This window comes from Mesorhizobium australafricanum (genome assembly GCF_033977265.1).
Lineage (GTDB): Bacteria > Pseudomonadota > Alphaproteobacteria > Rhizobiales > Rhizobiaceae > Mesorhizobium > Mesorhizobium australafricanum.
The window spans coordinates 158,539-171,523 of sequence record NZ_JAVIIT010000012.1 but is presented as its reverse complement, the minus strand read 5'-3'; the positions used below and the strand labels follow the sequence as shown (position 1 = coordinate 171,523).

Sequence of the window (12,985 nt, the reverse complement as noted above, 5' to 3'; positions counted from 1 at the left end):
TGGGGTAGACGAAGTCGCCCCGCCCTTTTAGTTTGCACTGCACAAAAAGCGGGCCATCAAGGCTCGAAAGCTATCCGGCAGTTTTGCATCCGGATTGCGGGAAATAAACAAACAGGAGCACTTTCCCGCTTCGAAAGAAGCGGAAATGTTCCAGACGGGATCGGGGTAATGAGCAAGATCGAGACGATCGGCATTGTCGGCGCGGGTCAGATGGGTGGCGGTATTGCCCATGTCTCGGCGTTGGGCGGCTACAAGGTCCTGATCCACGACGTGTCGCCCGATCGGATCGAGAAGGGCATCGCCACCATCAGCGGCAACATGGCCCGCCAGGTGGGCTCCGGCAAGCTTGAGGAAAAGGCGCGCAACGAAGCGATGGCGCGCATCTCCGCCGCTCCGGCCATGGCCGATCTCGCCGCCGCCGACCTGGTGATCGAAGCGGCCACCGAGGACGAGACGGTCAAGCGCAAGATCTATGCGCAGCTTTGCCCGCAGCTCAATCCGGAAGCGATCCTGGCGACCAACACTTCGTCGATTTCGATCACCCGGCTCGCCGCCCAGACCGACCGTCCGGAACGCTTCATCGGCATACATTTCATGAACCCGGTGCCGGTGATGAAGCTGGTCGAACTGGTGCGCGGCATCGCCACCGAGGACCAAACCTTCGAGGCGGCCAAGAGCTATGTGAAGCACCTCGACAAGACGATCACCGTCTCGGAGGACTTTCCGGCCTTCATCGTCAACCGCATCCTGCTGCCGATGATCAACGAGGCGATCTACACGCTCTACGAAGGCGTCGGCACGGTCGATGCCATCGACACTGCCATGCGGCTCGGCGCCAACCATCCGATGGGACCGCTGCAGCTCGCCGACTTCATCGGCCTCGACACCTGTCTGTCGATCATGCAGGTGCTGCATGAGGGCCTGTCGGATTCGAAATACCGCCCCTGCCCGCTGCTGGTGAAATATGTCGAAGCCGGCTGGCTCGGCCGCAAGACCGGCCGCGGCTTCTACGACTATCGCGGCGACCATCCGGTGCCGACGCGCTGATCTTCTCCGGCTGAACGCCTACGAGGCCGCGGCGAGCGGCAGAGGCGTCGCACCGCCTTTCGAAACTTCGTCGGGCGAAACTTCGCCGGGCGCGGCGGAAACGCAGCCTCGGCCCGCCGCCTTGGCGGCATAGCAGGCGGCGTCCGCGCGGGCGATGATCTCGTCCACTTCGCCGCAACCGGCGCGGATCGGCGCAAGGCCGATGCTAGCGCCGATCGAATGCGGGCGCCCGTCCCAGCTGAAATTGAGATTGCGGATGGCATCGATGATCGAGCGCGCCGCGATCGGCCCGCGCGCCGCGGCGCCCGATTTGAGGATAACGGCGAACTCGTCGCCGCCGAGCCGCGCGACGATGTCTTCCGGACCGAGCACATTGCGTAGGCTATCGGCCACCTGCTTGAGCAGCGCATCGCCCGCGGCATGGCCGCCGGTGTCGTTGACCACCTTGAAGTGGTCGAGGTCGACGAACATGAACTGATGCTCGCCGCCATTGAGGCGGCATTGGTCGACCAGGTCCTCCATGATGCGGATGAACCTCGAGCGGTTGGCGAGCCCGGTCAGCGCATCATGGGCGGCGGCGTAGGCCAGTTGGCGCTGCAGGGCGCGCGCGTCGGTGAAATCCTGGAAGACGATGACCAGGCCGCAGAACTCGTCGCGGTCGTTCATGATCGGCGACACCACCTGGCGGATGCTGCAGCGCGTATCGTCGCGCCGGACGAGGACCGCGCGGGTGTTTTGGTCGCAATGCGGCCGCTCGCTCGCCGAAGGGCGCGTCAAGCCGATTCTCTGTCCGCTTTCCTCGTCGACCGCCCAATAGACATGGCCGAGCACCTTTCCCAGAGCCTCACCGACTTCAATACCTGTAAGCTTTTCCGCGACCGGATTCATGAAGGTGATGCGGTTGGCGGCGTCGGTACAGATCACCGCGTCGCCGATCGACTGCAGCGTCACCCTGAGGCGCTCCTTTTCATCGGCCAGCATTGCCGCCGAAACCATCAGCCGCGCCTCGGCCTCCTTGCGCTCGGTGATATCGGTCAGGCTGCCGATGGCCCGTATCAGCCGGCCCTCCGCGTCACGCTCGATCGTCTTGCCGCGGTCGAGGATCCAGACCCAGTGACCGTCCTTGTGCCGCATCCGGAACTCGGCCTCGAAAAAGGGCGTCTCGCCGGCAAGATGCGCGCGATCCGCCTCGGCGACGCGTCCCTGATCGTCGGGATGGATCATGGTCAGCCAGCGGACGGGGTCGCCGTCGAGCTCGCCATCGGCATAGCCCAGTATCTTCACCCAGGTTTCGGAATAGGTCGTGCCGCCCTTGCGCATATCGAGGCTCCAGACGCCCTGCCCGGCGCTGGTGAGCGCGAAATTCCACTGGGTCTCGGCCTCGGCGATGCGCGCCTCGGCCTGCTTGCGAGCATCGATGTCCTCGATCTGCGACACCAGATAAAGCGGCTTGCCGGTATCCTCGTCGCGGATGACCGAGCCAGCGAGCTGTGCCCAGACCGGGGTCCCGTCTTTCCTGAGATAGCGCTTTTCGAAATGATAGGAACTGATCCTGCCTTCCCCCACGCCCTGCATCGTCTCGGAGCCGATCAGCAGATCATCCGGATGCGTGATCTGCGGGAAAGTCAGTGCCTCGATCTCGGCGCGGCCGTAGCCCAGCATGGCGGCGAAGGAAGGGTTGGCTTGCTGGATGCGCGCGTCGAGCCCGACAATGGCGACGCCGATCGCCGAATCCTCCATGGCGCGGCGGAAGCGCTGCTCGCTCTCGGCGATCTGCCGGCGGTCGTCGGCGATGCGGTGAATGAACAGCGCCGACAAAAACAGCGTCGCGGCCGTGATGGCGACGGATATCTGCAGGCAGAGCTTCAGCGCGTCGGCGCCAAGCTCAAGCCGCGGCAGCAGGATCGATAAGACGGCGGCAACCAGGCCGACCGCCAGCAGACCTTGCGCAGCGTGCCTGTCGGCACGAAGCCCTTTCCAGTTCAACCACGCCACGATGCGATCCCACCCAATATGCAACTGCACGTTGCCACAACCCTGGCGGATCGATTTTAAGGAATGCTTGCATGGACGGCAGCGATCAGTCCGCTAACCGGCAAACAATTGCCGGCATGATTAAGGGACTGTTTCGAAAATCGCTCCGGTGGCTACCAGCGCACGAAAAGCCGCCCGCCGATGGCCCCGAGCAGCGTGAGGAAGGCGATCGCGATCGTATACCAGGTGGCGACGAAGAGCGGCGAATCGTCGAAGCAATGCGCGGCATAGAAGGTTGCCGCGAGCCCACCCGCAAGCAGGCCGGCGACCGCGCCGGCAAACACCGGCCGCGTCGGCGCGCCGTAACGCAGCATGCCGAGGAAGATCGCCAGCGGGCCGATGCCGATCAGCGGGATGAAGCTCATGCAGATCATCATGTTCGAGCCGACGAGCCGCGTGCCCCAATCGGCCCCGGGCACGACAAAAAGCTCCAGCACGACCGCCAGCACGACCAGCGCGGGTGCTGCGACCATCCAGGCCATCGCCCGCCTGGTCGAAGCACCCGGCATCGACAGCGCGCGGATCAGCGCGAAGGCGCTGGCCGCAAGCACCAGCGTGAACACGAATTTCGACATGAAGCGCATCGTGTGCATGGCCGGCATGATGTCGGGACGCGGTCCGATGGTGGCAAAGAAAACCGCTGCCGCGATCGCCACGGCCACGCCGACGGCCAGCCACCAGGCCCGGCCAAGCGGCATCGCCTTGTCGCGGGCATCGGCGTCGAGCGCCTTGATGAGATCCTCGGTCCTCATTTCACTGTCGTCCGAATCGCTCTTGTCCGAATCGCTTGGCGATCGCGGCGAGCCCGCGATGCAGCGACACGCGCACCGCCGTCTCGCTGATGCCGAGCTTGGTCGCCGTCTCGCCGATCGAATGGCCATCGACCGAGATCGAGGAGACCACCGAGCGCTGCGCCGGCGGCAGGCCGTCGAGCGCCCGATTGATGTCGCGATCGCTGACCGTTTCCGCCTCTGGCTCGGCGAAGGTCTCGGCGATCTCGTCGATCTCGACCTCGATGCGCCGCCCGCGCCGACGAAACGCGTCGATCAGCTTGAAGCGGGCAATCGCATAGACCCAGGGCAACACCGGCGCGTCCGGCCGCCAGGTGTGACGTTTCACATGAATGGCCAGCAAGGTTTCCTGCACGACATCCTCGGGGTCGACCCCGCCCTGAACGATCTTGCGCCGGACAAAGCCGCGAACGACGGCGGCTATCCGGTGCAGAAAGTCGGCATAAGCCCTTTCGTCTCCCGCGATCGCGGCCTTGAGCAGCCGGGAGAGCTCTGCCTCGTCCTTGCCGGTCACAAGAGTTTACCCCCGATGTTCGCGTCTCGGCCCTGGTTTGTTACGTGGCCGACGAAATAATGTCCAAGCCAAACTACCGCAAAATCACGAAAGTTTGCGGCGCGGCGACCGATTGAAGCAGGTGACAATGTTGACTATGATAATCAGGTATTGCTAGGTGACAGCTGTGCCCAAGCCCCTGTCTCAGATTTGAGGACGATACCCATGAAGATTGCCCTTTCCACGCTCGCCGGCGCCGCGCTGGCGCTCGGCCTGATCGCCGGCCCGGCCATGGCCGAGGATAAAGGCATCGTCGTCTACAATGCCCAGCACGAGAGCCTCGCCAAGGAATGGGCGAAGGGGTTCACCAAGGAAACCGGCATCAGGGTCACGCTGCGCAATGGCGGCGACAGCGATTTCTCCAACCAGATCGTGGCAGAGGGCGCGGCCTCGCCGGCCGACGTGTTCCTGACCGAGAACTCGCCGGCCATGGCGCTCGTCGAGGCGGCCGGCCTGTTCGCCCCGGTCGACGCCGATACGCTGGCCCAGGTTCCGCAGGAATACCAACCGTCGAGCGGCAAGTGGGTCGGCGTCGCCGCCCGCAGCACCGTCTTTGCCTACAACAAGGACAAGCTTAAGGACGACCAGTTGCCCAAGTCGCTGCTCGATCTTGCCGATCCGAGCTGGAAGGGCCGCTGGGCCGCCTCGCCGTCCGGCGCCGACTTCCAGGCCATTGTCAGCGCCCTGCTGCAGCTCAAGGGCGAAGCCGCCACCGCCGACTGGCTGAAGGCGATGAAGGAGAATTTTACCGCCTACAAGGGCAACAGCACGGTGATGAAGGCGGTCAATGCCGGCGAGATCGACGGTGGCGTGATCTACCACTATTACTATGTCGGCGATCAGGCCAAGACCGGCGAGAACAGCAAGAATATCGGGCAGCACTATTTCAAGAACCAGGATCCGGGCGCTTTCATATCCGTTTCCGGTGGCGGCGTGCTGGCTTCCAGCAAGCATCCGAAGGAAGCCCAGGCCTTCCTGAAGTGGGTGACCGGCAAGGGCGGCCAGGACGTGCTGAAGACCGGCACATCGTATGAATATGCGGTCGGCAAGGGTGCCGAATCCAATCCGAAGCTGGTGCCGCTGGCCGACCTTCAGGCGCCGAAGGTCGACCCGGCAACGCTGAATTCCAAGAAGGTCATCGACCTGATGACGCAAGCCGGCTTGCTTTAGTTCGCGTTCGTCCTAAAAGGGCAAACGACCGTGCTCCCGCGGGAATTCGCTTCCGTGGGAGCGCTTTTATTTTGGAGATGGCCTCGTCGATGACGATCATCTGCGTTTGCGGCCGCGTCCGCGGTTCATCACGTCGCTTCCAGGCGGCCTATTCCGGCTGATGGCGTCCGCGATCCACCTTACGCGTCCTGGGCTGCCGGCGGCCGGGATGAAGAAGCGCCGGTCCACGTCGTGGATCACGCTCGCCGCGGCTCTGATCTCCCTGATCTCGCTGCTGCCGCTCGCCTTCATCGTCTGGATCGCGATCCAGACCGGCTGGGATACTGTGGTGGCGCTGATCATCCGACCGCGCGTCGGCGAACTGCTGGTCAACACCGGACTCCTCGTCATCGTCACCGTGCCGATCGCCATCGCGCTATCGGTGGCGCTGGCCTGGTTGACCGAGCGCAGCGACCTGCCGGGCAATCGGCTGTGGTCTTGGCTGTCGGTCGCGCCGCTCGCCATCCCCGCTTTCGTGCACAGCTATGCCTGGATCAGCTTTGTCCCAGGCCTGCACGGGCTCTGGGCCGGCGTGCTTGTCTCCGTCGTCGCCTATTTCCCGTTCCTCTATCTGCCGATCGCCGCCGCGTTGCGCCGCCTCGACCCCGCACTGGAGGATGCCGCGGCGGCACTCGGTCTTGGCCCGTGGCGGGTTTTCGCGCGCGTCGTGCTGCCGCAGCTCAGGCTCGCCATCTGCGGCGGCTCGCTGCTGGTCGGCCTGCATCTGCTGGCCGAATACGGCCTCTATGTCTTCATCCGCTTCGACACTTTCACCACGGCGATCGTCGATCAATTCCAGTCGACCTTCAACGGCCCGGCGGCCAACATGCTGGGCGCAGTGCTGGTGGTCTGCTGCCTTTTCCTGCTCGCTCTGGAGGTGACGATACGCGGCGAGGAGCGCTATGCCCGCGTCGGTTCCGGCGCCGCGCGCAAGCAGCAGCGCACCCGGCTTGGCCGCGCTGCGCTGCCCTGCCTGCTTTTGCCGGCGGGCGTCGCGCTGCTGTCGCTCGGTGTGCCATTCGTCACCGTAGGCCGCTGGCTGCTCGCCGGCGGGACCGATGTCTGGCGTTGGGACGAGATCGGCTTGGCGCTCGGCCAGACGCTGTTCCTTGCTATCGCCGGCGCGGTGCTTGCAACAATTGCCGCCATGCCGATGGCCTGGATCTCGATCCGCGCGCCTGGACGGCTGCAGCGCGTGCTCGAGAGCTGCAATTACATCGTCGGCGCGTTGCCGGGCGTGGTCATCGCGCTGGCGCTGGTGACCATCACCGTGCGCGTCGCGCTGCCGCTCTACCAGACGCTGTTCACCATCCTGTTCGGTTACGCGCTGATGTTCCTGCCGCGCGCGCTCATAAGCCTGCGCGCCTCGATCGCGCAGGCGCCGGTGGAGCTGGAACGCGCCGCTTCCAGCCTCGGCCGGCCGCCGGTCAAGGCGCTGTGGTCGACGACCATCCGCCTGTCGGCGCCCGGTGCCGCTGCCGGCATGGCGATGGTGGCGCTCGGCATCACCAACGAGCTCACCGCCACCCAGATGCTGGCGCCCAACGGCACCCGCACGCTGGCGATGGCCTTCTGGTCCTATAGCGGCGAGATCGACTACGCCTCCGCCGCCCCTTATGCGCTGATCATGGTGGCGATGTCGTTGCCGATGACCTGGTGGCTCTACGTCCAGTCGAAGCGGATGGCCGGGCGATGAGCTTTCTCGAACTCAGCGGCGTCACGAAAAACTACGGCCCGGTGGCGGCGCTGGCCGGCGTCGACCTTGAGGTCGAAAGCGGCAGCCGCACCGCGATCGTCGGCCCTTCCGGCTGCGGCAAGACCACCTTGCTCAGGCTGATCGCCGGCTTCGAGGCGCCGGACCGCGGCCGCATCGCGCTCGACGGCAAGGTGCTCGCCAATGGCGGAGCCGCAGTGCCGGCATACCGCCGCGGCATCGGCGTGGTGGCCCAGGACGGCGCCCTGTTCCCGCATCTCAGCATCGCCGACAATATTGGTTTCGGCATCGCGCGGAATGCCGACAGACGAGCCGAGAATATCGTCGAACTCGCTTATATCGTCGGGTTGGACAAGGCGGTTCTGAAACGCCGGCCGCACGAGCTTTCCGGCGGCCAGCAGCAGCGCGTCGCGCTTGCCCGCGCCATGGCGATGAAGCCCAGGCTGATGCTGCTCGACGAGCCCTTCTCGGCCCTCGACACCGGCCTTCGCGCGTCGATGCGCAAGGCCGTTGCCGAGCTTCTGGAAGAGGCGGGCATCACCACCATCCTGGTCACGCACGACCAGGCCGAGGCGCTGTCCTTCGCCAGCCAGGTGGCGGTGATGCGCGACGGCCTGTTCTCGCAGGTCGGCACGCCGCGCGAGCTCTATTTCCAACCCAGGGACAGGATGGTCGCCGAGTTCCTCGGCGACGCCATCATCGTGCCGGCCAGGATCGCGGACGGCTTTGCCGAATCGCGGCTCGGCCGCGTCGCCGTCGACACAAAGGAACGGCGCGATGTCGCGCGCATCATGCTGCGGCCCGAGCAGGTCCTGCTCAAGCGGACCTCGCGCGAAGGCATGTCGGGCACGCCGGACATGCTGTTCGGCGAGGTGACGGACTGCGAATTCGCAGGCTCGGTCTGCACCGTCGCGGTGCGGCTCCTCAACAGCCCTGATCCGCCCGATGCGGCGGCGATCGGCAACACGCCGCTCATCCTGCGCAGGACAGGCATGGACGCGCCGGCGATCGGCGAGATCGTGCGCCTCACGGTCACCGGCAAGGCGCATGTCTTTGCTTGATCTCCGTCTTGAGAATAATGTAGTTCTGCATTATTTTTAGCGCTCGGAGGCCACACATCATGACGACATTGACGGTTACAGCACGGGGCCAGGTCACGTTCCGGAAGGATGTGCTCAAGCACCTCGGCATCCAGCCCGGTGACAAGATCAGGCTTGATCTTCTGCCCAATGGGCGGGCGGAGCTGAAAGCCGACCAGGGCAAGGGTTCCTGGCAAGAGCTGAGCGGGATGCTCAAGGGTAAGACGAACGGCGCACGGCTTTCGATCGAGGAGATCAACGATGCGATCGCCGACGCCGGCGCTTCGGGCGGGATGCGCGGAATCGAGCGCAAGTGAAGGTCAGCCTCGACACGAACGTGCTGTTGCGCCTTATCGTCGGGGATGACCCAACGCAGCAACGGACAGCAGCCGAGACCCTGGAAGGGGCCGAGTTGGTCGCGATCAGCGTTCAGGCGCTCTGCGAGTTTGTTTGGGTGCTGGATAGGAGTTACCGGGTCGCGCGGCCCGACATATCCGCCTCGATCCGCCGCATCCTCGACATGCGCAACGTCGTAGCCAACCGCCCAACGGTCGAAGCGGGCCTGGCTGTGCTCGACGCCGGCGGAGATTTCGCCGATGGCGTGATCGCGTTCGACGGTCAGTGGCTGGGTGGCGAAACCTTCGTGTCCTTCGATAGGAAAGCGGTAAAGCTGGTCGAAGGGCGGGGGACGCCTACACTGTTGCTCGAGTGATCTACCGCACGCGCTGCCCCGTCGCCGGCGACCACAACGGCCATTGCTCCAGGAAATCGTGGCTGTGGATGACGACACGCTGCCCATCGATCAGGATGATCGAATAGGCGGGCGGCGCCTGCTCGACAACCTCGTCGCCGACCAGGTCGAGCATGAAGCGGGCATGAAGCCCGCGCTGCACCGAGAACGGAATGCCGGCGACGGTGCCGGCGATGTCGCGGTGGACATGGCCGAAGAAGATGTAGCGGACGTTGCCGTGGCGGGTCAGCACATCGATGAGCCGCTGCGGCTGTTCGAGGCCGAGCGGATCGAGCAGGGTGAGCCCGAGCTCGACCGGCGGATGGTGCAGAAAGATAAAGGCCGCCTTGCCTGCCGCCTCGGCGAGCCTGGCATCGAGCCAGCCGAGCCGGTTGTCGCATAACTCGCCGGTGACCCGGCCTTCCGCCAGGCTGTCGAGGAAAACCAGACGCCCTTCCGGCGTATCGAAAACCGACTGCACGAAGCCGTTGCCGTCGGTGCCGTTTTCCGGGAAGGCGGCAATCAGATTGGCGCGCCGGTCGTGGTTTCCAGGCAGCAGCCGGTAAGGCACGGTGAGCCGGTTGAGCGCCGATCTCAAATCGGCGTAACTCTCGGCTTCGCCGTCATCTGCGAGGTCGCCGGTGAAGATGCAAAGCGTTGCATCCCCGTGCCGCGCATTGATATGGTCTATGCAGCGATCGAGCCGCTCATTCAGGTTCGCGCCATAACGCATCTGGCGCCGACGATCGAGATGGACGTCGGTAACCTGGATGATCTTCATCTCACGAACCCTCAGTCGAATTTTGTAAAGTCAGCCGTGCAAGGATCGCCTTACAGCGCCGGCTCCGGCACCGAAGCCTTGAACACGTCGAGCCTGGCGCCTGTCTCCGAGGAGAAGAAGTGCAGGTCCGCCTCGGCGAACTGCAGGCCGACCGTGCTCCCCGGTTCGGGGTGGACGTTTTCCGACGTCACGATGGAGAACGGCGCGCCGTCGAGATCGACGTAGATGACGCGGCCGGCGCCCAACTCCTCGATGAGGTCGACAGTCGCCGCGAGCGCTCCCGACGTGCCCGGCGCCACCATGCGCACCGCCTCCGGCCGAATGCCGACCGCCACTTTCGAACCCACGGCAAGGCCCGTGCGCGACACGTTGAGCTTGCGGCTGTCGCCGAGCAATGACAGCCCGTCGAGCGTAACGGTGCCTTCGAGCATGTTCATGGCCGGCGCGCCGACGAAGGTCGCCACGAAGCGGCTTGCCGGCCGGCTGTAGACTTCCGCCGGCGTGCCGACCTGCTCGACGCGGCCGCCATTCATCACCACCAGCCGGTCGGCCAGCGTCATCGCCTCGACCTGATCATGCGTGACGAAGACCGAGGTGGCGCTGAGACGCCGGTGCAGCTTGCGGATCTCGGAGCGCATCTGGACGCGTAGCTTGGCGTCGAGATTGGAGAGCGGCTCGTCGAAGAGGAACACCTTCGGCTCGCGGATCATGGCGCGGCCCATCGCGACGCGCTGGCGCTGGCCGCCGGACAGCGCCATCGGCTTGCGGTCGAGCAGGTGTTCCAACTCCAGGACGCGCGCCACCGCCTGGATGCGCCGGGTGCGCTCGGCCGAGGAAACGCCCGCCACCTTCAACGAATAGCCGATATTCTGCGAAACGCTCATATGCGGGTAGAGCGCGTAGTTCTGGAACACCATGGCGCAGCCGCGTTCGCGCGGCTCGAGCTTGTTGACCACGGTGTTGTCGATCGCGATCGTGCCGTCTGAAATCTCTTCCAGCCCCGCGATCATCCTCAGCAGCGTGGACTTGCCGCAACCGGACGGCCCGAGGATGACGACGAACTCGCCCGAGGCGAAGTCGAGGTCGACGCCATGCACGACCTGCGTCTTGGCGTAGTTCTTCTTGACGCCGCGAATGGTGATGGAGGCCATTTCTTTGTCTCCTTATTTCTCGGTGGCGATCAGGCCGCGCACGAACCAGCGCTGCATCAGCACCACGACGATCAGCGGCGGCAGCATGACGATCAGCGTTCCGGCCATGGCGATATGCCATTCCGGCGCTCCGCCGACATTGGGGATGAGCTGCTTAAGCTCGGTCACCGCCGTGGCGTGGCTGGCGTCCGTGGTGATCAACAGCGGCCAAAGATACTGGTTCCAGGCCCACAGGAACATGATGGTGCCGAGCGCCGCCATGTTGTTGCGCGACAGCGGCAACAGGATATCGATGAAGAAGCGCAGCGAGCCGGCGCCGTCCATGCGGGCGGCTTCGGTCAGCTCATCCGGCACAGTCAGGAAGAACTGCCGGTAGAGGAAGGTGCCGGTGGCGGTGGCGATCAGCGGCATGATCAGGCCGGTATAGGAATTGAGCAGCCCAAGGCTGAGCTGGACCTGTACGCCCGATATCTTCTCGATCAGCCAGCTGATGCCCGTCACGTCGAGGATAGCCTGATAGGGCGACAGCACGTTGGCAACGACCGCATAGGTCGGCACGATGCGCACTTCGAGCGGCAGCATCAGCGTGATGAAGATCAGCCAGAAGATCAAAGTGCGGCCGGGATAGCGGAAATAGACGATCGAGAAGGCGGTCAGCGCCGAGATGATGACTTTGCCGGCGGCGACGCCGGCCGCCATGATGAAGCTGTTGAGCAGCTTCGGTCCGAGATTGGCGGTCGTCCACGCCGTCTTGATGTTGACCCAGAAGTCGCTGCCCGGCAGCAGCGACATCGGCACGTCGTTGACGTCCTTCAGATTGTGCGAGGCCGCGATCGCCACGATAGCGAACGGCGCCACGCAAAATACAAAGCCGACGAACAGGATCAGATGCGTGAGGAAGTTGAGGATCGGGGTGCGCTCGACCATGGCCTCACCTGTAATGCACGCGCCGCTCGATGAAGCGGAACTGGAAGATGGTAAGCAGGACGATGAGCAGCATCAGGATGATGCTCTGCGCGGCGGCGCCGGAGTAATCCAAACCTTTGAAGCCGTCGGAATAGATCTTGTAGACCATCAGATTGGTGGCGTTGGCCGGCCCGCCGGCGGTCATGATGTCGACGATGCCGAAGGAATCCTGGAAGCTCTCGGTGATGTTGATGACCAGGAGGAAGAAGATGGTCGGCGTGATCAGCGGGAATTGAATGTCCCAGAAACGCCGGATAACACCAGAGCCGTCCATGGCCGCTGCCTCGATCAGCGAGCGTGGGATGGCCTGGAAGGCGGCGAGGAAGAAGATGAAATTATAGCCGACATATTTCCAGGAGAAGGCGAGGATGATCGAAGCCATGGCATCGGTGCCGTCGAGGCCGGGGTCCCAGAAGCCCGGCCAGAACTGGTTGACGAAGGCCATGAAGCCGGCTTCGGGCGCCAGGATGAAACGGAAGGCCATCGCCAGCGCGGGTGCGGCGATGCCGTAAGGCCAGATCAGCACCACGCGATACAGCCACGAGCCGGCGAGCTGGCGGTCGGTCAGGACGGCGAGCACAAGCGCGATGAACATCGCAAGGCCGGTGCTGATTCCGGCAAAGATCAGGCTGGCGGTGATCGAATTCCAATAGTCGGCGTTGGACAGTATCGAGCGGAAATTGTCGAGCCCGACCCAGATGTTGCCGCCGCCCCATGGCTGCTGCAGCGTCAGCGACCAGTACACCGCCTGTCCGGCGGGCCAGTAGAAGAAGGTGAAGATCAGAAGGAGCTGAGGCACCGCGAACAGGATGCCGATCGTCCATTTGCCGAAAGTGACGCGTTTTTCCATCGATCCGCCGATGCCGTTGAACCGTCAGCCCGCTTTCTCGATAACCCTAGATGTGAAATGGCCGCCCGTCGATTCTCGGC

The 12,985-nt window shown here is 64.3% G+C and carries 13 protein-coding genes; 6 read left to right on the top strand and 7 right to left on the bottom strand.

Annotated elements, in window-relative coordinates:
- Positions 1–168: 168 nt before the first annotated feature.
- On the top strand, positions 169–1,047 hold the full coding sequence (locus RFM98_RS22445) for a 3-hydroxybutyryl-CoA dehydrogenase (RefSeq protein WP_224527472.1): 879 nt from the start codon (positions 169–171) through the stop codon (positions 1,045–1,047).
- Between the two features lie 18 nt (positions 1,048–1,065).
- Here RFM98_RS22445 and RFM98_RS22440 read toward each other — a convergent pair whose 3' ends face one another.
- The 3 genes from RFM98_RS22440 to RFM98_RS22430 all read right to left on the bottom strand — a co-directional run bounded on the left by RFM98_RS22440 (position 1,066) and on the right by RFM98_RS22430 (position 4,386).
- Positions 1,066–3,042 carry a PAS domain S-box protein gene (locus tag RFM98_RS22440; protein ID WP_320310877.1) on the bottom strand — a complete coding sequence of 659 codons (1,977 nt, stop codon included), beginning with the start codon at positions 3,040–3,042 and terminating at the stop codon, positions 1,066–1,068.
- A gap of 152 nt (positions 3,043–3,194) precedes the next feature.
- A complete protein-coding gene (locus RFM98_RS22435) occupies positions 3,195–3,833 on the bottom strand; it encodes an NrsF family protein (protein WP_320310876.1) in 639 nt (212 codons plus the stop codon).
- 1 nt (position 3,834) lies between these two features.
- Positions 3,835–4,386 carry a sigma-70 family RNA polymerase sigma factor gene (locus RFM98_RS22430; protein WP_320310875.1) on the bottom strand — a complete coding sequence of 184 codons (552 nt, stop codon included), beginning with the start codon at positions 4,384–4,386 and terminating at the stop codon, positions 3,835–3,837.
- A 204-nt stretch (positions 4,387–4,590) separates the two neighbouring features.
- Between RFM98_RS22430 and RFM98_RS22425 the strand changes: the two genes are divergently transcribed.
- The 5 genes from RFM98_RS22425 to RFM98_RS22405 all read left to right on the top strand — a co-directional run bounded on the left by RFM98_RS22425 (position 4,591) and on the right by RFM98_RS22405 (position 9,139).
- On the top strand, positions 4,591–5,595 hold the full coding sequence (locus RFM98_RS22425; protein ID WP_320310874.1) for an iron ABC transporter substrate-binding protein: 1,005 nt from the start codon (positions 4,591–4,593) through the stop codon (positions 5,593–5,595).
- A 208-nt stretch (positions 5,596–5,803) separates the two neighbouring features.
- Positions 5,804–7,330 (top strand): ABC transporter permease, encoded by a 1,527-nt coding sequence (locus tag RFM98_RS22420; protein ID WP_320310873.1) that lies wholly within the window; start codon positions 5,804–5,806, stop codon positions 7,328–7,330.
- Positions 7,327–8,409: an ABC transporter ATP-binding protein gene (locus tag RFM98_RS22415; protein WP_320310872.1), complete on the top strand. Its 1,083-nt coding sequence runs from the start codon at positions 7,327–7,329 to the stop codon at positions 8,407–8,409. Before RFM98_RS22420 ends, RFM98_RS22415 begins: the two co-directional genes overlap by 4 nt.
- Positions 8,410–8,468: 59 nt before the next feature.
- Entirely contained in the window at positions 8,469–8,744 is a 276-nt protein-coding gene (locus tag RFM98_RS22410; RefSeq protein WP_320216618.1) for an AbrB/MazE/SpoVT family DNA-binding domain-containing protein, read from the top strand.
- Positions 8,741–9,139 (top strand): type II toxin-antitoxin system VapC family toxin, encoded by a 399-nt coding sequence (locus RFM98_RS22405; protein ID WP_320310871.1) that lies wholly within the window; start codon positions 8,741–8,743, stop codon positions 9,137–9,139. The genes RFM98_RS22410 and RFM98_RS22405 overlap by 4 nt, the downstream gene beginning before the upstream one ends.
- A gap of 1 nt (position 9,140) precedes the next feature.
- Here RFM98_RS22405 and RFM98_RS22400 read toward each other — a convergent pair whose 3' ends face one another.
- Genes RFM98_RS22400 through RFM98_RS22385 form a run of 4 tightly spaced genes read right to left on the bottom strand, consistent with a single transcriptional unit; the run spans position 9,141 to position 12,905 of the window.
- Positions 9,141–9,938 (bottom strand): phosphodiesterase, encoded by a 798-nt coding sequence (locus RFM98_RS22400; protein ID WP_320310870.1) that lies wholly within the window; start codon positions 9,936–9,938, stop codon positions 9,141–9,143.
- A gap of 50 nt (positions 9,939–9,988) precedes the next feature.
- Complete coding sequence (gene ugpC, locus RFM98_RS22395) at positions 9,989–11,089, bottom strand: sn-glycerol-3-phosphate ABC transporter ATP-binding protein UgpC (protein WP_320310869.1); 1,101 nt, start codon at positions 11,087–11,089, stop codon at positions 9,989–9,991.
- A 12-nt stretch (positions 11,090–11,101) separates the two neighbouring features.
- Complete coding sequence (locus tag RFM98_RS22390) at positions 11,102–12,016, bottom strand: ABC transporter permease subunit (protein ID WP_320216614.1); 915 nt, start codon at positions 12,014–12,016, stop codon at positions 11,102–11,104.
- Positions 12,017–12,020: 4 nt separating this feature from the next.
- A complete protein-coding gene (locus RFM98_RS22385) occupies positions 12,021–12,905 on the bottom strand; it encodes a carbohydrate ABC transporter permease (RefSeq protein WP_320310868.1) in 885 nt (294 codons plus the stop codon).
- Positions 12,906–12,985: the final 80 nt, after the last annotated feature.

What these genes read in the sequence shown, in the direction of transcription:
- RFM98_RS22445 (WP_224527472.1), top strand. Translation starts at nt 169, where the DNA reads ATGAGCAAGATCGAGACGATCGGCATTGTCGGCGCGGGTCAGATGGGT.
- RFM98_RS22435 (WP_320310876.1), bottom strand. Translation starts at nt 3,833, where the DNA reads ATGAGGACCGAGGATCTCATCAAGGCGCTCGACGCCGATGCCCGCGAC.
- RFM98_RS22425 (WP_320310874.1), top strand. Translation starts at nt 4,591, where the DNA reads ATGAAGATTGCCCTTTCCACGCTCGCCGGCGCCGCGCTGGCGCTCGGC.
- RFM98_RS22420 (WP_320310873.1), top strand. Translation starts at nt 5,804, where the DNA reads ATGAAGAAGCGCCGGTCCACGTCGTGGATCACGCTCGCCGCGGCTCTG.
- RFM98_RS22415 (WP_320310872.1), top strand. Translation starts at nt 7,327, where the DNA reads ATGAGCTTTCTCGAACTCAGCGGCGTCACGAAAAACTACGGCCCGGTG.
- RFM98_RS22410 (WP_320216618.1), top strand. Translation starts at nt 8,469, where the DNA reads ATGACGACATTGACGGTTACAGCACGGGGCCAGGTCACGTTCCGGAAG.
- RFM98_RS22400 (WP_320310870.1), bottom strand. Translation starts at nt 9,938, where the DNA reads ATGAAGATCATCCAGGTTACCGACGTCCATCTCGATCGTCGGCGCCAG.
- ugpC (WP_320310869.1), bottom strand. Translation starts at nt 11,089, where the DNA reads ATGGCCTCCATCACCATTCGCGGCGTCAAGAAGAACTACGCCAAGACG.
- RFM98_RS22390 (WP_320216614.1), bottom strand. Translation starts at nt 12,016, where the DNA reads ATGGTCGAGCGCACCCCGATCCTCAACTTCCTCACGCATCTGATCCTG.
- RFM98_RS22385 (WP_320310868.1), bottom strand. Translation starts at nt 12,905, where the DNA reads ATGGAAAAACGCGTCACTTTCGGCAAATGGACGATCGGCATCCTGTTC.